This window comes from Pontibacter chitinilyticus, from assembly GCF_039748935.1.
GTDB lineage: Bacteria > Bacteroidota > Bacteroidia > Cytophagales > Hymenobacteraceae > Pontibacter > Pontibacter chitinilyticus.
The window spans coordinates 117,381-139,628 of the sequence record NZ_JBDIZJ010000005.1; the positions used below are offsets into that span (position 1 = coordinate 117,381).

Sequence of the window (22,248 nt, forward strand, 5' to 3'; positions counted from 1 at the left end):
GACCTATGCTGTTACAAAGGCCAGAAAACAGGCACCAGCAGCAGGATAACAGCAACGAGCAGCAGTGTAAGCGGCGTGCCGATCTTGATGAAATCCAGGAATTTATACTTGCCAGGGCTGTAGACCAGAATACAGGCAGGCTCGAAGGGCGTTACCAGCGACACAGAGGCCGCCAGCATAATGGCAATGGCAAAGGCCCTCGGGTCGGCGTGCAGCTGTTGGGCCGTATGCAGGGCTACCGGCACCACCACCAGGGCAGCTGCAGCGTTAGACATAGGCTGCGTCAGCAGTACGGTCAGGATAATAAAGCCACCCAGCACCGCCAGTTTACCCATAGGGCCCATCAGCAACACAATGCCGTTTGCCAGAAAATCGGCTGCACCGGAGTTTTCCATAGCCGTTCCAAACGCCGTCATGCCGCCGATCAGGATCAGCAGGCGAAAATCGATGGCGCTATAGGCTTTGTCGGCACTGATGCAGCGGAACAGAATACTGCAGATCGCCGCAAGCAGGAAGGCAATGGAGAGCGGCAGTATCTTTAAGGTACCCAGCAAAATACCGATGATGAAGCAGGAGATCGCAATAATGCCCTTCCGTTTTTTGTAAAGTACAGGCTCAAACTCTTCGAGCAACGCTACATTGTACGAATGGCGCATCTGCCCGAGCCGTTCGGAAGAGCCCTGCACTAGCAGGAGGTCACCGAGCTGCAGCTGGATACTACCAATCTTGGAACGCAGCGTTTCGCCGTGGCGGGAGATCGCCAGCACCACCAGGCCGTAGCGCTGCAGAAAATTTATGTCTTTTATCGTGCGGCCGATCAGGTTCGACTGGCGCACGATCAATAGCTCGGCCAGCTTGATGTTCTCTGTCTGCAGGTCTTTCTCCAGAATCACGTCGGCCATAATCTGCACGCCCTTAGTTTCCTTGACTTTGATCAGGTTTTCCAGATCGCCTTCCACCAGCAGCACATCCCGCGCATTGATGCGCGTACGAAAGTCCGGCAGGAAATTCTCCTTGCCTCGTATAATGTTAAGCATCCGGAAATTAAGCGAGGTGAGGTCGGAGGCAAAGACCAGTTGCCCTACCAGGGGCGAATCAGGCAGCACCACAATTTCGGTGAGGTATTTCTGCAGCTTATACTCTTCTGTAAGTTGCTGGTCGTCGCGGTTGGGGAGCATGCGCTGGCCAATGGTAACCATGTAAAGTATACCCACCAGAAAAATAACAAAGCCTATCCCTGAAATCTCAAAAAGGCCGATGGGCGCCAGTCCTGCTTTGGCGATATAGCCGCTAATGGCCACGTTAGTAGAGGTGCCGATCAGGGTGCAGGTGCCCCCTAGTATGGCGGCATAGGCCAGCGGCATCAGGAGCTTGGAGGCGCTCTGGTTAATGCGCCTGGAGAGCCCCACAAGGGGAGTAACAAACATCGCTGTGACGGTGGTATTGTTCATAAAAGCGGAAATAGTGCCCGTTAGCAGCATCACCACAAACAACAAAAGGCTGGAGCTGTGCCGTGCCAGCCGTGCCAGCCGCACGACAATAAAATCCAGGATACCCGTTTCTTCCAGCGCTGCACTAAGTATAAAAATAGAAGCAATGATAATAATAAAATCGCTGCTGAAACCGGCAAACGCCTCCTCCGGCGTAATCACCCGCGCACTGGCCAGGATGATCAGCATCAGGAGCGTTACGATCTCGATGGAGAGCTTTTCAGTAGCAAAGAGCACAACCGCTATCACCAGTAGCGTAAGCACAAGGGCTATTTCCATAAAACCAAATGAGTAAGTATACCTTAGGAGGAAGGTATAACCTCGGCTTTTACGTGCAGCAGCAGATTGAGTTTGAGAGTGAGTGCCCGGGAAGTATAAAGAAGAACTATAAGTATTGGCACATACGCCAGTGAAGAAAAGCAAAGCAGGCCACAGGTCTGTTTTTTGCCCGGAAATCAATCTGCTTGCTATTCTATTCAGCGGTGTAACGTTCTGCCGCTCCTTTGCAGTAAACACTTGCACCAGTAGCTGAATGACTTTTATTTAAACATGTTTCTTCTCCGGATTTGCCCTTTTCAGGAGCGAAAGGTTGTAGTTGTTAAGTATAAGTGCGTACTTCTGCTCCGAAAAGGGGAATTTTCGATTATTTTCACTAAAAATGATCGGCACAACAATTTCTTTATAATGACAGTATCGGGTTTAGTTTCTTGGACTAATTTACCATTTATAAAGATATTCCTTTAGCTATGAGCAACGGTCCTGGTAGTATGAATAGTAACCATGATGTACAGCAGGAAGAAGAGGAGATGCGGTACCGGCTTCTGGTAGAGAGTGTCTCTGATTACGCTATCTTTATGCTGGATACGACAGGGCACGTAATCTCCTGGAACAAAGGTGCGCAGCGCATCAAAGGGTATACTGCCTCTGAGATCATCGGGAAACACTTTTCTACTTTTTATTCAGAGCCTGATTTAGCCCGCGATTATCCTGCGTCAGAGCTGAAATGGGCGGTGCAGAACGGCCGCTTTGAGGACGAAGGCTGGCGCAAAAGGAAAGACGGTTCTCTGTTCTGGGCCAATGTGATCATCACAGCAGTGTTAGACAAAGACAAAAAGCTGCTTGGCTTTTCGAAGGTAACGCGCGACCTAACGGAACGAAAAAAGCTGGAGGAACAGCTGAAAAAGGCGAATGAGGAGCTACGGGAGAGCGAAGAAAGAGCCCGGCTTCTGATCGACAGCGTGCACGATTATGCCATCTTTATGCTGGACCCCAACGGCCGCATTATTACATGGAATGCAGGCGCAGAGGGTATCAGCGGCTATACGGCCCAGGAGATCATTGGGCGCCATTTTTCCTGCTTTTATACCCAGAAAGCTGTTGAGAGCGGTTTTCCGCAATACGAACTTACGCAGGCGGTTAAAAACGGCCGTTTTGAGGATGAAGGCCTGCGGATCAAGAAAGATGGCAGCTCCAGCTGGATGAATGTCGTTATTTCACCTATTTACAAGGCTGATGGCATATTACTAGGCTTTTCTAAAGTAATACGCGACCTCTCGGAACGCCGCAAGAACGAAGAGCTGATGCTGAAGAACCGACAGCTGATGCGGATAAACAACGACCTTGATAATTTTGTATACACGGCCTCGCACGACCTGAAAGCGCCCATTGCCAACCTCGAAGGGTTGATTCACATACTGGAAGAGGAGGAGCTACGTGACAACAGTACTGCTTACCAGGAGGTGCTCTCAAAAGTAAATTCCTCCATTAACCGGTTGAAGGACGTGATCAGCGACCTGACTGATATTGCCAAAGTGCAGCAAGACGATAACCTGGTGCTGGAGTGGGTGGAAGTAAGCGAGGTGCTGGAGAAAGTAATTCAAACACTAGATGTAGCGGTACAGGCCAGCAAGGCGGTTCTGGACGTTTCTATACCAAAGTACTTATTCCTGCGGTACTCGCGTAAAAACCTGCATAGCATCTTTCTCAACCTCATCTCCAACGCCATTAAGTATGCCGCGCCAGACAGGCCGCCGGTACTAGCTATAAAAATCGAACCGCTGTCGGCCGATAAACTGCTGCTGACTGTTAAAGATAACGGCTTGGGGATAGATGCTAGCCAGCAAGAGAAGGTTTTCTACATGTTTAAGCGGCTGTACACACACGTGGAGGGTACCGGCATAGGCTTATACATTGTGAAGCGTATACTTGAAAATGCGGATGATAGCATTGAAGTGGAGAGCGAGATTGGGCATGGCTCTACTTTTAAAGTATACTTCAATCAGAAGCACAAATTTATGACGCCCACCCAGCAGGAGCTGACTCCGCAGAGCTAAGGCAATAGTTCGCTGAACCAGAAGTCTGTGTCAAAGGCGGGCTTTTCTGTGTTGGCATCTGCGGCAGGCGCATACGTTTTCTTTACTTTTTCTCCTACGATAAAGTCAACCGGCCTGGTAAAGAGCGGGCCATCATACACAAACGTGTGGAATTCCCCGTTTTCTCCCGCCGGATCTACTCCGGGCGGCAGGGCCTCCAGAAAGTGGGCATCCAGTTCGCGCCCCACAAACGAAGCATCCAGCAGGCGCGCATTCACGCACACCACCACGGCTTTGAAACCTATAGCAATAAACTCCTGCACCAGCGTACGGGTGGAGCGCCCCCATAAAGGGAATACCGCTTGCAGACCTGTGCGGGCTAACTGCTGCTCCCGGTATTCCCGTAAGTCCTGCAGGTTGATGTCGCCAAAAATTGCATGTGTGATGCCCTGCGATACAAAATGATCGGCAGCCGCTTCCATTTGCTGGTTATACGTGTGTATGTCTGCTATTTCGGGGAGCCATACTTCGGTAAGCGGAAGACCGATTTGTTGTGCCTGCTGCGCCAGCAGCTCCTGCCGTACGCCATGCATGGTAATACGCCGGGTGGCGCTGCTCAGGGTAGTAACCAGGTGCTGGATGTCATACTTGTTTTGCTGCTGCGCCAGGTAGAGGCACAGCGCCGAATCTTTGCCTCCGCTCCAGTGAAAAATGCTTTTATACATCAGGCAATTGCTCTTGGGTGTGGCACAAAGGTACGGAAAGGCAGGAACGCTTTACAAACAGATAGGGCCGGCTGTTGCAGCAGCCGGCCCTATCTGTTAAGGGTAATTATTGGTGTGTTCGTTTGGGTTGTCATGGTTGGGGTCAATGTCAGGCGGAAAGCCAGGTGCTACCCTGTTGTGCGAGAAAGGGCGATGCTGCAGCGGCCGTGCTGACCCTTCTTTAAAGGCGCTACCCGCAACATACGTACTTTTCGACTTTCGCCCGCTAAAGGCAGCCAGCGCAATGCCCGCCAGCGCTACGGCACCGGCAGCAGCCAGCACTTTGGGCATCGGGTTGCTGACCGGCGGCGGCACTGAAACTACGCCCTGCTCATCTGTTATAGCGGGCTCGTGCACATAGCGGCCGTGGTCTGGTACGGCCGTTATCCAGAAGTCTTTCACCAGTTGGTCGAGCTGCCACTGCAATTCCTTGCCTTTCATGGGGAGGCCGTGCCCGGTGGCTGCCACAGCAGGGCTCAGGTTAGCAAGCTTTTCTACGGAGTGCTGTGCAGCGCCCCAGTCGGAGGTGAAGTAGGCGGGCGGGCCATGCACTTTGCGCTTCTGTGTCATCACAGCCATCACCGACTCGCCATTACGGGTAACAAAGGCATCGCCGGCTACCAGCACCTGATCCCGCTCCCGGAAAAAGGACACGTGCCCGGCCGTATGCCCGGGCGTATGCAGCCACCGCCATTCCGACAGACCCGGCACACTGCCATCTGTGGGCAGCAGCTCCAGGTTATCGCTCACATCGATGGGCTTTTTAGGGTACAGAAAGGCCATATAAGCCATTCCGCCACCGCCAACACTCGCATCTGGCGGCGGGTAGCTGGATTTGCCTGTCAGATAGGGTAACTCCAGCGGATGCGCATAGACGGGCACCTGCCACTCGGCGGCCAGTTCCCGCAAAGAACCAATGTGGTCGAAGTGGCCGTGGGTGAGCAGGATAGCTTTGGGCCTTGCTTCCTGGCCAAATATCTCCTCCACTGCCTTTTTTATTCTATGTTTATGCCCGTAAAGGCCTGCGTCTACCATCACCCATGAGCCGTCCGGCTCGGCAATAAAATACAGGTTTACAAACACAGTTTTGAGCCCCCACACGCCTTGCGCCACCGGAAAAGACTCCTGAATGGTGGGGGAAGTTCTGTTGGTAGATGTCTCCATAAGTTTGTTTGAAAGTATGACAAAGCGACTGAACCATTTACTACGTGGCTCAGGTAAAAGTGTATGGCAAATTGCCTTTATACTTTCAGGTGGCAGGTTGTGCTATGCTATAGCACTGGAGGCGCTTAGGGCCAGGCGTGCAGGCAGCCGAAGTATAAAACGCGACATTGAATTAGAACAAGAGCCGGCAGTAATGGCAGTAACAGGCATACGGGGCATGCTTTTTGCTAAAAACTAGTCTTTAGTGCCTGCTAAATTTAATTCGTGTTGCATTTCCTGTTTTGCAGGAATTTTTTATCTTTCTGAAAAGTTTATAAGATATGGTTAACTTATTTGTACCCCCCAGCTATATGGCCGTTTATGCAAAGTGCTTAGACGCGTCGATGCCTGCTTTTGAGCCGGATGAATGGATAGAGGAAGGCAAGGTGTACCCTGTCAAGCACTTCACGGAGCCTCTGAACCAGGGCGAAGGGTTTGCTGTAACCATTATGGATGAGGATGGGGTGGAAATTCATCCTTCCGCGTCGCACTGGAGCTTTGCTTCCACCCGCTTTGAACTCTACACGCTGCATCTGAACTAGACCAAATCATACTATTTACGTTAAACCCATAAGGCTGCCCTGTGCAGCCTTTTTGATTATTGGCTGGTGTAGCACTTGATAAGACATGATGAGCGCCGAAGAATTTAATGAACTTTTGCCCCGGCAGCAAGCTGAGTTAGTATTGGAGCAAGGGCAGTACCTGCATCACCGCATCCGCGGCTGGTGCAAAATAGACCTGTACTGGCTGTATGATTTTTATGTGGAGCTCTGGTTTTTGTATGATCTCAAAACCATCGGCCTCGTCCGGGCGCTGACCACCTATACTTCACTGGACCCCTACGCCGATACGATCAGGCTGAAGCTGCCGATTAACAAAGAGAAGGAGTAAGGCAGTACCGGAAAGTGGAAAAAATTTAGGTGTCATTTTGTCGGGAGCCCCTTGTCAAGACGAGGTATGGCCATTGTACAGGATTAAGCAAATGTATTTTACATTTTCTAACTTAAATCACTTCTCTGATGATATAACTTACAAGAATGGGCAAGTTGTGTACATCTCAGAAGTTAATTGATAATTTCTCCTTTATTATTTGCCAGCTTTTCACGCCAATTTTGAAGCTCTTCAGGAGTTTGTCTTACCCAGTCTGTTACTTCACCAATAATTTTCAATGGTGCTGAGGTGCGATAGGAACGTGTCGGGTTTCCCGGAAATTTTTTGTCTGTAACGTTCGGGTCATTTTCAAAGTCCCCAGTCGGTTCAACGATATAAACACGTTCACGTCCATCACCTTTAGCTAATGCTGCAGCAAGGCCGGCCCCGTTAACCAGGGCTGTGAAATAAATGTGATTCATCGTGAGTTCTGACTTGTAATTAGAATTATATCCCGCTGTCAGAAAATCGCCAACCTGCAGATCTGCCTTCGTACCGTGATAAAAAGGACCCTTGTCAGACGGGTTGCCCATGACCGAATTTGCTAATTCATAGTTCTTTTTTGCGTTATCAAGGTCGTTCAGGTCCTCATAGCTTTTCGCAATACTTGCATACAGAGAGGCGAAAGCTCCCTTAACCGAATCGTCATTTATTTTTAATGCAAGCTGTAAAGCTGTTTTTAGCCATTTTAATTTATCGGGAATATTGCTTTGCTGTCGGGCCACATAATGGGCAGCAATAAATTTCTCAAAGTTGTTTGTCGCGTCGTTCCAGGCTTGAAGAAATAGTTTGTTGGCTTCTTCGGGTTTGCCTTTTCCTTCCAAGTCCATACCTTGAAGGCAGAGCTTAATAATCGTGTTGCTTGGGCTAAACTCCATTTGTAAATGCTTGGTTGGGATAGATTTATACGCTTGCAACCAGGAAGTATTCGCCAGTCGCGGGAATAAGATTATCTGCCCGGCCTTTGAAGTACCTTTCTGTCATATCTTTTGTTGAAACGGTCTGAATTTCCTTTAAACCTATTGCTTCCGCCAGTTTTACAATTTCGTCAGGCGGATAAAAGCTGATAAAAGGCGTTCCGGATGCGGCAGCTCCTTTTATTGACATCTCCATGAGTGGTTTATCCTCTTCATCAAGCTGTGCTAATGGTAAATAAAATGCAATTGCTACAGCCGAACCCGAGGCAAGTAAAGTCATTTTTTTCAGCGTGTTGATAATGGCGTCTTGTGTAAGATAAAGCGTTACGCCGGTACAAGAAACAAACGCCGCTTGATTGATGTCAAAGCCTTTGTGCAACAATTCGTCCCACCAGGATGTAGTTTCAAAGTCGACAGGAACGAAGTGCAGGTTGTCTGGAATTGCGTAACCGTTTTCAATTAGTTTTTTCTCTTTCCAATCCAATGTGTCGGGCTGGTCAATTTCATAAACGTCACTGCCCGAGATAACTTCTTGATTTCGCTGAGCAAAACTATCAAGTCCCGCACCAAGCAAAACATATTGCGTTATACCTTTTTCAATTTGTTCTTTTGCTACATCCTCCACAAAGCGGGCACGAGCAACAATGGAAGCCCGAAGCCGTTTGGTATATTTCATGTCAGGACGTTCCTGCCAGTTCTTTTCCGGATTGATTAGCCTAAACCCAACTTCATCTTCAAGGATAGGTGGCTTCTCGTCGATCTGAACGTGTAAAGCCCGCCATAAAGCTGTTCGTATAGCTGTATTATCAGGCTCAACAATCTTTTTGCTCGCTACCATTAGTTTGTGATGTTTTCAATAACAGCTAACGTGTTCGACTAAAGCACGCCTTGGTGTGCTTTAGTTTTTGTTAGCGGGTGTAGTTTTTCCTTTTCCTACTTTGAAGGGTAGCGTATATGACATAGGTGTTGGTCTTCCTTGCCTGTACGCTGGCTTCCAGTTTGGCATTTGACCTATAATACCAAGTGCTAAACTATCTGCTTCTTTATTCACTCCCTTCAATATCTTCGGGTTAGTGACTTCACCAGAAGTGCCTATTCGAAAGTTTACAACCACCATCGCACTATCTGTAGGCTCCTTTAAAACTGAACTTACTCTTACAGATACAGCCTTCAAATAATTTTTCAGTTTATTGTTTCCACCTATGAAAGAAGGTTCACTGTTCCAGTTACCTATTCGGTCTAAGCTGTCTGCCTTCTCTCTTGCTCTCTGCAGAAAATTCTTTCCATACTTCTCTTTTAATCCTACTATCAAAGTGGAATCATAACAAGCCCAGTATTTTTTGGAAAACACATCATTTATAAAGTACCGCTCAATATTAAAATCAATTCGAAGGACATCGCAATAAGTACACTCAACGGGAAGGGTCTCGGGAGAATGAAAAGCATAGACACCCTTAGCAAAATCACTATTAGCATTCTTTACTGCAAATTCACAGTCAGACAATGTTCCTTGTATTGACTTTAGCCTTAGCTGCTCTTTATACAATGCAGTATCGTCAGAAGAGGAGATTTCATCTAAAAATATACTATCGGTGTTTGCTTCAATTATTTGGGTACTTTCAGAAGGCTCTTCTACCACACCTATAACCTGTTTATCTGTTTCAGTTTCAACACAGGAACAAAGCACCATTAGTATGAGTACAGTTAGAACCTTATACATCTCTTTTTTTCGTTATCCCATCACCGCTAACGGCTTGGCTATGAAGTGGCGCAGCTACTTTATAGGTCTTGTTGACAATTGTTATTTTGCCTTTTCCCCATTCTCATATTCCATGGTTCTAATGAGTTTTCCTGCGGTATTATATTCTTCTACCTTGCCATCAACTTTACCATTTACATAAATTTCAATTAACCACACTTGTCCATTCTTATGATACCTGATTGATTTCCCATGGTCAACATCATTGAGAAAGCTACCTTGCCTTGCTAACTGTCCTGTTTTGCAATAAAACTTATACTCCCCTTGCATCTTCCCATTTACTATATTAAACTTTTCATGCAGCTGACCATTTGGGTAGTAGGTCTCGAAGATTCCATTCTTCTCTCCGTTAGCATACTCTTGCTTTGACTTAACCTGCCCGTTTTTATGATAAGAGACTTGAAGTCCGTCCAGCAAATCATTTTTATAGTTAAGTCTCCACTTAGCTTGAGCGGAATAAGCATAGTTTTCTATCCAAGTACCTTGCTTCAGTCCTGAGGAATCAGTCTGATTGTAAATTTGCTGACCAAAAGCTGTGAGCGAAAGAATCAAAAAGAGGATAGTCAGTTTAAGTCTATTCATAATTACAATTTTTGTCAACTTGTTCCTAAACGTAATTTATTACGTTTATCCTACCAAATATAGCAGATAACCGTAACTGAACTAACGAATATACTATATAATATCTGGTACATATATCAAATAAAAGTATTCGTTTTCTGAAAGCAAAAGCTCCTCCTCCGCAGGCACTCTTAAGGGCGTATTCCTGAATTATACCCAAGTATTCTTCCTCCTGCTCCCTCAAATTTCATACTTTTGAAGTATGAGCAGAAACCTCCTTTTGATCAGCACTTCTACCACGCACGGCACCGGTTACCTGGCGCATGCGGAGGAGGAGATACAGCAATTGCTACAAGGTAAAAGCAGCCTGTTGTTTATACCGTATGCCCGCCCGGGCAGCATCTCCCATAAAGATTATACTTCCAAGGCTCGCGAAGCCTTTGCACAGTGGGATGTTAGCGTCACCGGTTTGCACGAACATGCAGACCCGGTGAAAGCGGTAAGTAAGGCTGAGGCCGTATTCATTGGAGGTGGCAATACCTTTCTGCTGCTCCGGCAACTGTATGCCAACAAACTGGTGCAGCCACTGCAGGAGCGCGTAGCCAAAGGGATGCCGTACATGGGCACCAGCGCCGGCACCAACGTGGCGGGCAGAACCATCGGCACTACCAACGATATGCCCATCGTACACGTCAAATCGTTTGATGCGCTGCAACTGGTACCCTTCAACATCAACCCGCATTTCCAGGACCCGGAGCCGGACTCCACGCACATGGGCGAGACGCGCGAAATGCGCATCGCGGAGTTTCACCAGCACAATCGCCAGCCGGTAGTAGGCTTGCGCGAAGGAAGTATGCTGCGCATAGCGGGTGATAGAATTGCGCTTCTGGGGCCACTATCCGCAAGAATATTTTTGCAGGGGCAGAAGCCGATGGAGTTTAAGCCCGGCGATGACATCAGTTTTTTACTGGATGCAGTATAGCATTAACAAGCAGGAGAGCCTTGCAGCAGTATATTAGGTGCGTATGGCCTTTGCCTGTGGGATATCTGAGCAGGCAAGTATAAATATTTTGATGTAGTTAGACGGTACATTTTCTGATTATTGCTTATTTTGACGGGGCTTAACAACCCCGTCCTATCTGTATGAAAAACCATTCGATTACATTGTATGCTGCCCTGGCGCTGGCTACCTGTGTTACCGGCAGCTGCTCTCACACCACGGACAAAGTCGCAAATGCTACTACTGTGCAAGACGAACAACATATCACCCAACTCTTCCATAACTACTATGAAGATCGGCTAAAGCTATTTCCGCTGGAGGCCACAGCCATTGCCGATAAGCGCTACAACGACCAACTGCCCAACGATATCACGCATGAGTTCAAGCAAAAGGAGCGGGCGTTCTACAAAAATTACCTCGACCAGGTAAACAAAATTGACCGGGCGAAACTGAACGAGCAGCAGCAGACCAGTTACGATATTTTTAAGTATGAAATGCAGATGGCGCTCGAAGGGCTGGACCAGCCAACGGAGTTGCTGCCCATTAATCAGTTTTGGGGACTGCCTATTACCATGGCGCAGCTTGGCTCCGGAGCAGGCAATCAACCTTTTAAAACCCCTGAAGATTACCGCGATTTCCTGGGCCGTATTCAGGCTTTTCAGGTATGGGGTGATACGGCCGTAGCCAACATGCGCCGCGGCATGGCTGTAGGCGTGGTGCTGCCCCGCGCGCTTACCTTGAAGGTACTGCCGCAGCTTAAGGCGATGATGGTAAACGACCCAAAGGAGACGATCTACTGGGACCCGATAAAGCACATGCCCAAGGACTTTACAGCACAGCAGCAGGATAGCCTGACCCAAGCCTATGCCAAAGCCATCCGCGAGCAGGTGATCCCAACTTACCGCAAGCTCCACGATTTTATGCAGCGCGAGTACCTGCCCAAGAGCCGCAGCACCTCTGGCATCACCAGCATACCTGGCGGCGATGCATACTACCGTTACCTGGTCCGCTACTGGACCACCACTAACAAAACGCCGGACGAGATTTTCAAAATCGGGCAGCAGGAGGTGGCGCGTATCCGTGCCGAGATGGAAAAGGTAAAGCAGCAGGTAGGGTTTCAGGGCGATCTAAAAGCCTTCTTTGAGTACATCAACACCGACCCGCAGTTTATGCCTTTCAAAAAGCCGGAGGAAGTGCTGGCTGCCTTTGAGCAGATACATGAGCGCGAGCAGCCGCAGCTAAACAAGCTTTTCGGCTTGCAGCCCAAATCAAAATTTGAAATTCGCCAGACGGAAGCGTTCCGGGCGGCGTCTGCTAGTGCCGAGTACAGCCCGCCTGCCCCGGATGGTTCCCGCCCCGGCATCTTTTATGTTCCTATCCTGGATGCCACCAAGTATAACAGAGTAGGGATGGAGTCGTTGTTTTTGCACGAGGCGATACCGGGCCACCATTACCAGATTTCGCTGCAGCAGGAGCAGGAGGGGTTGCCGCAGTTTCGGCAGTATGCGTGGTATGGTGCCTTTGGCGAGGGCTGGGCGTTATACTCAGAAAGTTTAGGCAAAGAGCTGGGGCTCTACACCGATCCTTACCAGTACTTCGGGCGCCTGGGCGACGAAATGCACCGCGCCATTCGCTTGGTGGTGGATGTAGGGTTGCATACCAAAGGTTGGACCCGTGAGCAAGCAATCCAATACTCGCTGGATAACGAACCCACAAGCGAGGAAGCAGCCACAGCCGAGATCGAGCGGTACATGGCTATACCCGGACAAGCCTTATCCTACAAGATCGGGGAGATGAAGATCAGGGAACTGCGTGAGCGGGCGAAGCAGGAGCTAGGCGACAAGTTTCGTCTCAGCGCCTTCCACGATGAGATTCTGAAAGGGGGCGTGATGCCGCTGGAAGTGCTGGAACGGCGGGTAGACGAGTGGATTGCCAGCCAGAAAAATGCCACCACCTAATCACGAACAGCTAGTATAAAAGTAAAAGGCCCTGCCATTGCGGCAGGGCCTTTTACTTTCGGTATGTTGTAAGGTTAGTTTCTGCTGCTAGCCTGTTTGTCGTCGAGGCGCTGTAGGAGCAGCTTCATAAATTCGCGTTCGCTCCTGTAGAGCTGTGCCAACTGGCGCACTGAAATTACCTTCTGAAATTTGGCGGCATACTCCTTTTCCAGGTTCAGCACCTGCTGGTCGCGGTCAAACTTGCCATCTATCATTGCCCGAATTTCCTGTTCGCTCATTTTATCCAGGTCGGCTCTTTTAAGCGATTTGGAAGCTTCGTAAATAGCATGGCGCTTGCCCTGGTACTCGTTGTAAAGCGGCCAGAACTTCTGCGACTGCGCCGGCGTCAGGCCCATTTTATCGGTCAGGAAAGCTGTTTTAGCTGCCTGTATGTGTTCGTTCCTGTCTTTGTCCCTATCTGACTGGGCAAAGACGGCGGTGCCTGCAAAGGTAAAAAGAATCAGCAGGAAAAGCTGGGTGATATGTTTCATGTGTGCGTTAATAATCTTGCTCCGAAATAGGGTAATACTCCAGCTCTTTTTCAGCTGCTTTAGGACTTACGTTCAAAAACTCTGCCGTTAATTTTTTATCCGACAGGAAAGTGAGTTCCGACAGGTCCGAGGTTTCCAGTTGGGCGGCATTCTCTGTCAGGTAATTTACAATCTCCTCCTGGGCCAGCGCAGAGAAGCCTGCAGGCATGGGCTCCGGTTTAGTTGGAACGTTAAAAAAGTATACCCCTACAAAAAGCAAAAGCAGCAACAAGGGAGCCAGCACCAGCCGTAGCGGGCGTTGCCATGCTGTTGCCGGATGCGCATCATCAGCCGCGGCAGTGCGGGCCATAATGCGTGTCGGCAGCTTATCGAAATACTGCTCTGGCACCTGAAATATGTTGTGCCTGGGTATATTGTGCAGCTTTGGGTCTTTGTCCATTTCTTCGTGCTTTCTCCATGTTATTAGATGGAGTTTACCGGCAAAAGTTTAATCCTGGGTCAGGAAATCCTCTATTTTTTTAACAGCCAGGTGATAAGACGCTTTCAGAGCACCTACGGAAGTGCCCAGTATCTCGGACATCTCCTCATACTTCATCTCGTCAAAATATTTCATATTAAATACCAGGCGCTGCTTGTCGGGTAAGCGCAGGATGGCCTTCTGCAGCTTCAGCTGTATTTCGTCGCCGGCCACATCCGGCGAGGCTTCCAGCTTCTGCGCCAATTCGGCGGCAACATCATTAATAGGCAGGAAAAACTTTCTTTTTTTACTCGAAAGAAAAGTGAGGCACTCGTTGGTGGCAATGCGGTAAATCCAAGTATAGAGCTGGGCGTCCTGGCGGAAGTTCTCCAATCCTTTCCATACTTTAATGAACACGTCCTGCGTCAGGTCGTCGGCGTCGTCATGGTCGATCACCATCTTGCGGATATGCCAGTATACTTTCTGCTGGTACTTCCTCACAAGCTGGTTAAAGGCCAGGTTACGGCTTTCGGGCCGGGCGAATTTCTCTAAAAGCTCTTTGTCTTCCACAGGGCGCTAGGCATTGGCGTTATGCGTTGTCCGTTATTCGTTTACCGGAATTATACTTTGCCCGATAAACGAATAACAATAAACGAACAACGACGAACTATTTGCGGGCAATGGCGCGCTCAGCGGCAGCAACAATGGCTTGTTCACTCAGGCCATACTTCTCCATCAGTTCTTCCGGTGTACCAGACTCCCCAAAGGTGTCGTTTACGGCCACATATTCCTGCGGGGCCAAGTGGTTGCGCACCAGCACTTGTGCAATGCTGTCGCCCAGGCCGCCCAGGCGGTTGTGCTCTTCTGCCGATACTACGCAGCCAGTTTTAGCCACTGATTTCAGTATAGCTTCCTCGTCCAGCGGTTTGATTGTATGGATGTCGATGATCTCGGCTGAGATTCCTTTTTCGGCCAGGATGTGCCCGGCAAGTATAGCTTTCCAAACGAGGTGGCCGGTAGCGAAAATGCTCACGTCACTCCCTTCGTTCAGCAGCACCGCTTTGCCTACTTCAAACTTCTGGTCCGCAGGGGTAAAGTTGGGCACAACCGGACGGCCGAAGCGCAGGTATACCGGGCCTTCGTAATCGGCAATGGCAATGGTCGCTGCCTTGGTCTGGTTAAAGTCGCAAGGGTTGATCACGGCCATGTGGGGCAGCATGCGCATCATACCTACATCTTCCAGAATCTGGTGCGTGGCGCCATCTTCTCCCAGCGTCAGGCCGGCGTGCGAAGCGCATATTTTTACGTTTTTGCCGGAGTAAGCGATGGACTGGCGGATCTGATCGTACACGCGGCCGGTAGAGAAGTTGGCGAAGGTACCGGTATAAGGAATCTTACCGCCAATGGTCATGCCTGCGGCCAAGCCCATCATGTTCGCCTCGGCAATGCCTACCTGGAAGAAGCGCTCGGGAAACTCTTTTTTGAAATCGCCCATTTTCAGGGAGCCGGTCAGGTCGGCACAAAGCGCTACCACGTCAGGATTGGTGCGTCCTAGCTCCAGCAAGCCGGCGCCAAAGCCGGAACGGGTATCTTTACTTTCGGTGTAAGGGAAGTCTTTCATGTATATGGTTTAGCTCTTTTGATTAATTGTTTAGAGAGTTGTTTTAAGTTAGAAAGTTATAGAGTTAGAAAGGGATAAGTATAAAGTATAGATTGGCAATAGGAGGACGATACGATTAAAGCTTTGTCTTGGCGCTGTTATTCAGAAGCCTTTCTTCCAAACCACAACTTTCTAACTCTTTTACTCTTTAACTTTCTAACTCAAAACGTTCTATCTGTTAAAAATTTTTATGGTGGTTGTTGCGCCCGATCTGATGGTGAAATCCTGCACATCAGTAAATTTACTCGCCTGGGCTGATTTCATGCGGTAAACCATTCTATACTTGCCTGGCTGCAGTGCCAGCGTTACTTTGCTATTGTCTTCGGGCAGGTTGCAGATCCATTCCTGCTTGCCGCTGTCGTCGAGGGTATAAATGCTGCCATAGCCCTGCATTTGCGAGGGGATAGCCAGCTGCCCCGGCGGCGGGATAGTAATGGTGTTTACGTCTCCCTGCTTTATCTCAAACCCTTTCAGGTAAAGGCGCGGCAATGTCAGCAGTTCAAGGTCATACTTGCCCGTCAGGTATTTATGCCGTGTGCCGAACACCTGCACGTTCAGCGTCTGGTCGCTGCCCTGTGGCCGCACGATCGCATGCAGTTGGCCATAAGGCGAAGGTCCGTCCTGGCGCAGGTAGAGGGTGCCTTGTGGCGCTTTTACCCGCACCACGTTGTGCTTGCCCGGCTGCAATGCAATGTTGTGCTCCACTACGGGCGGTGTGGTGTTCACCACCAGGTCGTAGGGGAGGAGCGCGTCAACATCCAGCACATCCGGCTGCCCTTTGCTGTCCAGGTAATGCACGTAGTTATACTCTGGCTGGCCGTTCAGAGCATTCAGAAACGTCATGTTCACATTCGTCTCTACAGGCTTTCCCTGCTCGTCCTGCAGCTCTACACTCACTGTTGTTTTGCTGAGTGCCTGCGTCACGATCTCGGTCAGCACATTCTCAAACGTCTGCACATTGGCGGCATTAAAGTATGGCCCGATGCAGCTCAGCTGTTTTTCATACTCGGGCTCGATGCCAATGCCGATCACGAAGGGCCGCAGAAAAATGTGCTTCTTCTGCAGTGCCAGCGACATGGCACAGGGGTCACCGTTGCAGGATTCCAAACCATCGGTAATAAGTATAACCACGTTCCGGGACTTATCTGCCGGAAAATCACCTGCTGACTGCTCCAGCGAGTATGTGATAGGCGTGTTGCCGCGCGGCACGATCTGCTGCAGCTTTGTTTTTATAGCAGCGGCATTTTTGGCGGCAAACGGCACCTCTAGCTTGGTATCTTTGCAATCGTTGCGCTCCCGCCCAAACTGATGCCCATACACCCGCAGCGCCAGTTCCAGGTTGTCATAGCCCTGCAAGGAGTCAACCAGGTGCGTGAGCAGGTCTTTGGCTACTTGCATTCGGTCGCTGTTCTCCCATTTGGCCAGCATACTGCCTGAAGCGTCCAGCAGAAACAGGATACGCGTTTTAGGCTGCGGCTTCTCCTGCCGGCCAAAAGCCGTATGACCCGCCGAAAACATCAGCAGGAGGCCGAGTACTGCAAAAGTGCGACGCCAGTGTGCCATAGCAGGATATGTGTGCGTTGTTCGTCAGGCGTTATTCATTAACCAAAACTGCACAGCGGGTAATGCCAAATTAATAGTCGGCGGCTTTGTCTACGCTTAATTGCAGCAGAGCCTTCTCTAACTGTTCGTCGTTTGGTGCCACGCCGTGCCATTTGTGCGAGCCCATCATGTAGTCCACGCCAAAGCCCATTTCGGTGTGCATCAGGATCATGACTGGCTTGCCTTTTCCTGTTGCGGCTTTCGCTTCATCCAAGGTAGGCAGCAGCGTTTCAAAGTCATTGCCTTCTGCTTCTAGCACCTGCCAGCCAAACGCTTCAAACTTCGCGCGCAGGTCGCCCAGGCCGCCGATCTCATCTGTTGAGCCGTCTATCTGCTGGTGGTTGCGGTCCACAGTAGCAATGACGTTATCGATCTTGTGGTGCGCAGCATACAAGGCTGCTTCCCAAATCTGACCTTCTTCTAACTCGCCGTCACCCATCAGCACATACACCAGGTTATCATCATTGTTGAGTTTTTTGGCTTGTGCTGCGCCCAAAGCAACCGAAAGTCCCTGACCCAGGGAGCCGGAAGCTATCCGAATGCCTTCCAGGCCTTCTTCCGTTGCCGGGTGGCCCTGCAGCCGCGAATTCAGCTTGCGGAAAGTGGCCAGTTCGCTCACGTCGAAGAAGCCGGCCCTTGCCAGTGTGCTATACCATACCGGCGAGATGTGGCCGTTCGACAGGAAGAACAGGTCTTCGCCTGCACCCTGCATGGTAAACTTAGGGCTGTAGTTCATCACCCGAAAGTATAAGGCTACGAAATAATCGGTGCAGCCCAGGGAGCCGCCGGGGTGGCCGGAATTTACGGCATGCACCATACGCACAATGTCGCGGCGCACCTGTGCGGCCACTTGCTTCAGTTCATCGATGCTTTTGTTGTGTGGATTCACGTTGTAGGTTTAGGGTTATAAATGAAGGTCAATATACTATAAATAATAATTGTCAGCAATACACTTGTAGGGGGTTGCTTTCTTCAAGCTATAATTTAGCTGTTATCAGGCATACTATACGGCTTTAGCCTTAATTAAACCGGCCAGGACCTGCTATTTTCCGGTAAGGCTTGCTGAAAAAATCACCAACCGTTTGATTAAAGTTGTCTTTATAGAAGAGGGGTGTAGAATGGCCTGAATTCGGCAAAATCCACAGGTAGGAGCGGGGAATAGCTTCGGCAATAAGCAGCGTATGCTTCGTCCGGATCACATCATGGTCGCCGCCGATCACCAGCGTAGGGCATTTGATCTGGTGCAGTTGTGCCAAGGTAATGTGCGGCTCGTATGAGAGCAGGTGTGCCAGCTTGCGCTGCGTTTTTACACTAGGTGAGTTCGGTAAGGTAGCCAGTGAATCGTTGTAATGCATGGCCCAGCGGTATACGTAGGGGTCTACGGCAGTTGTGTCGGGCGTGAGGTTGGCACCCGTAATGGCCAGCTTTTTCACCTTATCCGGATGCCGAATGGCTAAGAGTAAACCGTTGATGCCGCCATCGCTCCAGCCCAGCACATAACACGAGTCCAGGTGCAGTTTGTCGAGCAGAACGTTCAGGTCGTCTGCCATCATCTCGTAACTGAGCGAGTCACCCTGGTCCACTGATTTCCCCTGTGCGCGGCTGTCGGCCAGAATTACCTTGTAGTTTTTTGCGAAGTAGGGGATCTGGTATACAAAGTTGTTGATGGAGCCGCCGTTGCCATGGATAATGAGCAGTGGCTGCCCTTTGCCGTAAGTTTCGTAGTACATGTTAAAGCCCCGTACTTTCACAAACTTGCCTGCCTTGGCATTCCTGCCATACTGGGTGGTGTCGAATGGCGACACCGTGGACTGGGCAATGGCAGGTTGCGACAGCACGATGGCGAGTACTGCCGCCCATAAGATTTTCCAGGTGTTCATAACGCTCGTATTACGATGGATTTAGGTATGCTCTCGGCTGCTGTTAATACGGGTTCTTTCCAAGTGTCACAGCCGCAGCACTTCCTCACATCATACGTAAACACGCTGCTTCCTGCTGGCAACAGCGCGTGTATCCTTTACTTTAAGATCTGCCCGGCATGGTCGCTGGTTTTCACCTTCGTGATGATGTCGCGGATCACACCGTCTTCATCAATAAGGAAGGTATAGCGCATAGTGCCCATGTACTTGCGGCCATACATTGATTTTTCCTGCCATACGCCATACTCCGCTACAATTTGCTTGTCTGTATCGGCTATGAGCGGGAAAGGCAGGCCATACTTGCTAATGAAGTTCTGGTGCGACTTTTCGCTGTCTGTGCTCACGCCAATTACGGCATATCCCTGCTGCTGCAGGTCGCTGTAGTTGTCGCGCAGGTTGCAGGCTTGTGCGGTGCAGCCGGAGGTATTGTCTTTGGGGTAGAAGTATAGCACCACCTTTTTGCCGAGGTAGTCGCTCAGGCGGATGGTGTTGCCTTGCTGGTCTTTGCCTTCGAAGGCAGGGGCTTTGTCGCCGATGTTCAGTGTCATAGGTCGGTTAAATGGTCGTGGTATATGTGGCTTCGTTGCCTACATTGTCTTTCACCTTCAAAACAACCTCACCCGACAAAGGTAGGCTTTTATCCAGTTTTTCAGACCAGATGGTGGCCGTTTTATACTCATAATTCATCAGCAGCCACTTGCCGTTCACATAGGCATTAAAGGTGCTGATGCCGGAGCGGTCGTCCCAGATCTTAAAGCGTATCTGGTTTTTACTTTTGCTAAGGAGCTTTATACTTGGGGGCTTTACATCTTCCAGCACCTTAAACTTGCCCATGTTGCGCGTTGTAAACGTCAGTGTATTGCCGTTCCAGGTGCCGCCGGCAAAGCTGCCGCCCCTGCCGGTGCCCAGATAGTAGGCTGCCGCTTTAGACTTGTCGGCAAACTGGCGGTCTGGTGTCACGGTCACGGTCATGGCTTTCAGCAGGGGCGTATAGTAGTCGCCGATGGTATACACCTCGCCCTCTTTGCGGGTTTGCAGGTAGAGGGTGTCGTAGAGCGTCTGTTTGCCAAAATCAAGGCTCAGGTAAGGAGTCGATACCTTCACATCCTGGCCGGGAGGCACCATCTGCCGAAAGTAGAACGGCACCATCTCGCCGCAGAAGCCGAGCGAATCAGGAAGGCCGCCGCGCAGGTCATAGAGCGAAACCGAGGCAGAATTGTCCATGTAGCTGGGCACCAGTTGCAGGGCTTTGCCGCCCATGAACAGTTCCACGTTGCGGGGCGTGGCGCTTGTGTCGGTGGCGCTTACTTTCAGGATGTTTCCGAAAATACCGTAACTCAGGCTTGGCTTCTGAACATGCTTGGCAAGCGTTTTATAAAACACCGGTTCTTTGCCCTTGATAATAAAGCTGAGCGAAGCGGTATTGTCGTAGGAGTCGCGGGTAACCAGCTTTACCTGGTAGACCGAATCTGGGTGGATTGCAAGCCGGCCCTGGCGTTTGCTTGCTGTTTGGTAGAGCGGCAAATCGTTGCCATAGTCCACATACGTTTTCTGAAAAGTGCGCCCCTCGTGCTTGTATACACCATAGTCGATGTGCTGCGACACCTGGCGCGACAACTCGAATGGCACCTTGTCGATGTAGTGTTCATACACAGGCTTGCCATTTACGAAGAGGGTTACTTCCTGCGTGCCGTTCCTGTTGGTGGCGCCATCCAGCCGGTCGTTTGTCTGCAGTTCCAGCCCCAGCAGGCCATTGGCATACACCGTATCCGGCAACGTGAAATTGCTGCCGTTTTTAACCGGCTTAAACTCCGCCCGCCCGAATTCATTGTTCACGCGGCTGCGAATGTTCAGCGTCTGAATGCCTAACGTATAAATCTCCGGCGGTGTGGTATCTATGATCTCCTTGAACTTGTATGCCAGCGGGTTAAGTAACCTGTCCTGGCTGTCGCGGACCTCGAAGTGCAGGTGCGGACCGCCCGAGCCACCGGTATTGCCGGAGAGGCCGATCACGTCACCGCGCTTAACGGGGAACTGCCCCGGCTTCAGCGTCAGGCTCAGATCAAAAGATTGTTTGTTGTACTGTTGCTCCAGCACGTACTGCCCCAGCGGGTCTGCAAATTCCGACAGGTGGCCATAAGTGGTCACCAGCCCATTCGGGTGCGTAATGTAAATGTGGTTGCCATAGCCATAGGTAGAGACATCTACGCGGGAAATGTACCCGTCGGCTGCCGCATACACATTCAGGCCAGTCCGCTGATCTGTTTTAATATCGAGGCCGCCATGAAAGTGATTCGATCGGATTTCCCCCATCGTCCCTGCCAGAAAATTGCGCATGCCCGGTTTTATAGGGAACAGGAAATAATCAGCCGGTACAGCAGGGGAGGCCTCCGTTTTATTGCTGGTGCTCTCAACCGGCATGTTGCGCTGCGCGTGCAGGCCAAGGGTGGTAAACGTACTAAGTATAAAGAGGGCGAAACGCTTATTTAATTTCAAAGTCAAGTAATTTTTTATCTTCCACATATCCTTCCAATCTGTCACCGACCTGCACAGGACCTACTCCTTCCGGGGTGCCGGTAAAAATAATATCGCCCGCTTTCAGGGTAATGAAGCGCGAGATGTAAGCAATGATGTTATCAAAGGTGTTCAGCATCATACTTGAGTTGCCCTGCTGCCGGGTGTTCCCGTTCACATCCAGCCGAAAGCTAATGTTGTGCAGGTCGGGGAACTGGCTCAGCGGCAGAAACTCCGAAACCGGAGCAGAGCCGTTAAAGCCCTTGGCCAGCGCCCAGGGCAGCCCTTTGGCTTTGGCTTTGGCCTGTAGGTCGCGGGCGGTAAAGTCAATGCCCAGGCCGATGGCATCGTAGTACTTGTGCGCAAACTTTTTGTCAATATCTTTGCCTTCGCGGCTAATGCGCAGCAGCAACTCTACCTCGTGGTGCACATCTTTGGTGTAGTCGGGGTAGTAAAAAGGCTCGTTGTGGCGCAGAATGGCCGTGTCAGGCTTTAAAAAGATAACAGGCTCGTCGGGTACTTCGTTCTTGAGCTCAGCAATGTGCTCGGCATAATTGCGGCCAATAGCTAATATCTTCATATATCGTGTAGCGTGTTAAGTTAGGATATTCAAAAATAGGACTTCTTACGTTGCGCTGCCTAAAAAAAGATGAAATCTATCCGGTAAAACCT

Annotated in this window: 24 protein-coding genes; 7 read left to right on the forward strand and 17 right to left on the reverse strand. The window is 50.1% G+C overall.

Annotated elements, in window-relative coordinates; genetic code table 11:
• Positions 1–11: 11 nt before the first annotated feature.
• On the reverse strand, positions 12–1,769 hold the full coding sequence (locus ABDW72_RS10205) for an SLC13 family permease (RefSeq protein WP_347158451.1): 1,758 nt from the start codon (positions 1,767–1,769) through the stop codon (positions 12–14).
• An 8-nt stretch (positions 1,770–1,777) separates the two neighbouring features.
• Between ABDW72_RS10205 and ABDW72_RS10210 the strand changes: the two genes are divergently transcribed.
• Together ABDW72_RS10210 and ABDW72_RS10215 are read left to right on the forward strand one after the other, a co-directional pair.
• Entirely contained in the window at positions 1,778–1,903 is a 126-nt protein-coding gene (locus ABDW72_RS10210; RefSeq protein ID WP_347158452.1) for a hypothetical protein, read from the forward strand.
• A 354-nt stretch (positions 1,904–2,257) separates the two neighbouring features.
• Positions 2,258–3,823 carry a sensor histidine kinase gene (locus ABDW72_RS10215; RefSeq protein ID WP_347158453.1) on the forward strand — a complete coding sequence of 522 codons (1,566 nt, stop codon included), beginning with the start codon at positions 2,258–2,260 and terminating at the stop codon, positions 3,821–3,823.
• Here ABDW72_RS10215 and ABDW72_RS10220 read toward each other — a convergent pair.
• Positions 3,820–4,527 carry a Dph6-related ATP pyrophosphatase gene (locus ABDW72_RS10220; RefSeq protein WP_347158454.1) on the reverse strand — a complete coding sequence of 236 codons (708 nt, stop codon included), beginning with the start codon at positions 4,525–4,527 and terminating at the stop codon, positions 3,820–3,822. The genes ABDW72_RS10215 and ABDW72_RS10220 overlap by 4 nt on opposite strands.
• A 96-nt stretch (positions 4,528–4,623) precedes the next feature.
• Complete coding sequence (locus ABDW72_RS10225) at positions 4,624–5,730, reverse strand: MBL fold metallo-hydrolase (protein WP_347158455.1); 1,107 nt, start codon at positions 5,728–5,730, stop codon at positions 4,624–4,626.
• Positions 5,731–5,746: 16 nt separating this feature from the next.
• On the opposite strand from ABDW72_RS10225, the gene ABDW72_RS10230 reads away from it, so the two are divergent.
• From ABDW72_RS10230 to ABDW72_RS10240, 3 genes are all read left to right on the forward strand, one after another.
• Entirely contained in the window at positions 5,747–5,968 is a 222-nt protein-coding gene (locus ABDW72_RS10230) for a hypothetical protein (protein WP_347158456.1), read from the forward strand.
• Positions 5,969–6,080: 112 nt separating this feature from the next.
• The gene (locus ABDW72_RS10235; protein ID WP_347158457.1) at positions 6,081–6,311 is read left to right on the forward strand and encodes a hypothetical protein; all 231 of its coding nucleotides are present in this window, start codon (positions 6,081–6,083) and stop codon (positions 6,309–6,311) included.
• An 85-nt stretch (positions 6,312–6,396) separates the two neighbouring features.
• Positions 6,397–6,660, forward strand: a complete 264-nt coding sequence (locus ABDW72_RS10240) for a hypothetical protein (RefSeq protein WP_347158458.1) — start codon at positions 6,397–6,399, stop codon at positions 6,658–6,660.
• 173 nt (positions 6,661–6,833) lie between these two features.
• On the opposite strand, the gene arr is transcribed toward ABDW72_RS10240, so the two are convergent.
• The 4 genes from arr to ABDW72_RS10260 all read right to left on the reverse strand — a co-directional run bounded on the left by arr (position 6,834) and on the right by ABDW72_RS10260 (position 9,957).
• Entirely contained in the window at positions 6,834–7,232 is a 399-nt protein-coding gene (arr, locus tag ABDW72_RS20355; protein WP_430438153.1) for an NAD(+)--rifampin ADP-ribosyltransferase, read from the reverse strand.
• Positions 7,233–7,602: 370 nt separating this feature from the next.
• Positions 7,603–8,454 (reverse strand): class I SAM-dependent methyltransferase, encoded by an 852-nt coding sequence (locus ABDW72_RS10250; RefSeq protein WP_347158460.1) that lies wholly within the window; start codon positions 8,452–8,454, stop codon positions 7,603–7,605.
• Positions 8,455–8,514: 60 nt separating this feature from the next.
• A complete protein-coding gene (locus ABDW72_RS10255; RefSeq protein ID WP_347158461.1) occupies positions 8,515–9,336 on the reverse strand; it encodes an energy transducer TonB in 822 nt (273 codons plus the stop codon).
• A gap of 81 nt (positions 9,337–9,417) precedes the next feature.
• Positions 9,418–9,957: a toxin-antitoxin system YwqK family antitoxin gene (locus ABDW72_RS10260; protein ID WP_347158462.1), complete on the reverse strand. Its 540-nt coding sequence runs from the start codon at positions 9,955–9,957 to the stop codon at positions 9,418–9,420.
• Between the two features lie 241 nt (positions 9,958–10,198).
• Here ABDW72_RS10260 and pepE point away from each other — a divergent pair, with 241 nt between their 5' ends.
• Entirely contained in the window at positions 10,199–10,918 is a 720-nt protein-coding gene (gene pepE, locus ABDW72_RS10265) for a dipeptidase PepE (protein ID WP_347158463.1), read from the forward strand.
• 161 nt (positions 10,919–11,079) lie between these two features.
• Complete coding sequence (locus ABDW72_RS10270; protein ID WP_347158464.1) at positions 11,080–12,894, forward strand: DUF885 domain-containing protein; 1,815 nt, start codon at positions 11,080–11,082, stop codon at positions 12,892–12,894.
• Between the two features lie 74 nt (positions 12,895–12,968).
• On the opposite strand, the gene ABDW72_RS10275 is transcribed toward ABDW72_RS10270, so the two are convergent.
• The 10 genes from ABDW72_RS10275 to ABDW72_RS10320 form a co-directional block, all read right to left on the reverse strand.
• On the reverse strand, positions 12,969–13,424 hold the full coding sequence (locus ABDW72_RS10275) for a Spy/CpxP family protein refolding chaperone (RefSeq protein ID WP_347158465.1): 456 nt from the start codon (positions 13,422–13,424) through the stop codon (positions 12,969–12,971).
• 7 nt (positions 13,425–13,431) lie between these two features.
• A complete protein-coding gene (locus ABDW72_RS10280; RefSeq protein WP_347158466.1) occupies positions 13,432–13,863 on the reverse strand; it encodes a hypothetical protein in 432 nt (143 codons plus the stop codon).
• A gap of 48 nt (positions 13,864–13,911) precedes the next feature.
• A complete protein-coding gene (locus tag ABDW72_RS10285) occupies positions 13,912–14,451 on the reverse strand; it encodes an RNA polymerase sigma factor (RefSeq protein WP_347158467.1) in 540 nt (179 codons plus the stop codon).
• Positions 14,452–14,548: 97 nt separating this feature from the next.
• A complete protein-coding gene (locus ABDW72_RS10290) occupies positions 14,549–15,502 on the reverse strand; it encodes a transketolase family protein (protein ID WP_347158468.1) in 954 nt (317 codons plus the stop codon).
• A 210-nt stretch (positions 15,503–15,712) separates the two neighbouring features.
• Positions 15,713–17,104 carry a vWA domain-containing protein gene (locus ABDW72_RS10295; RefSeq protein WP_347158469.1) on the reverse strand — a complete coding sequence of 464 codons (1,392 nt, stop codon included), beginning with the start codon at positions 17,102–17,104 and terminating at the stop codon, positions 15,713–15,715.
• Positions 17,105–17,174: 70 nt separating this feature from the next.
• Positions 17,175–18,032, reverse strand: a complete 858-nt coding sequence (locus tag ABDW72_RS10300; protein WP_347158470.1) for a transketolase — start codon at positions 18,030–18,032, stop codon at positions 17,175–17,177.
• A 130-nt stretch (positions 18,033–18,162) separates the two neighbouring features.
• Entirely contained in the window at positions 18,163–19,023 is an 861-nt protein-coding gene (locus ABDW72_RS10305) for an alpha/beta fold hydrolase (RefSeq protein WP_347158471.1), read from the reverse strand.
• Between the two features lie 137 nt (positions 19,024–19,160).
• Positions 19,161–19,610, reverse strand: a complete 450-nt coding sequence (bcp, locus tag ABDW72_RS10310; protein WP_347158472.1) for a thioredoxin-dependent thiol peroxidase — start codon at positions 19,608–19,610, stop codon at positions 19,161–19,163.
• A gap of 7 nt (positions 19,611–19,617) precedes the next feature.
• Positions 19,618–21,558: a M23 family metallopeptidase gene (locus tag ABDW72_RS10315; protein ID WP_347158473.1), complete on the reverse strand. Its 1,941-nt coding sequence runs from the start codon at positions 21,556–21,558 to the stop codon at positions 19,618–19,620.
• The gene (locus tag ABDW72_RS10320; protein WP_347158474.1) at positions 21,545–22,156 is read right to left on the reverse strand and encodes a fumarylacetoacetate hydrolase family protein; all 612 of its coding nucleotides are present in this window, start codon (positions 22,154–22,156) and stop codon (positions 21,545–21,547) included. Before ABDW72_RS10320 ends, ABDW72_RS10315 begins: the two co-directional genes overlap by 14 nt.
• Positions 22,157–22,248 lie beyond the last annotated feature (92 nt).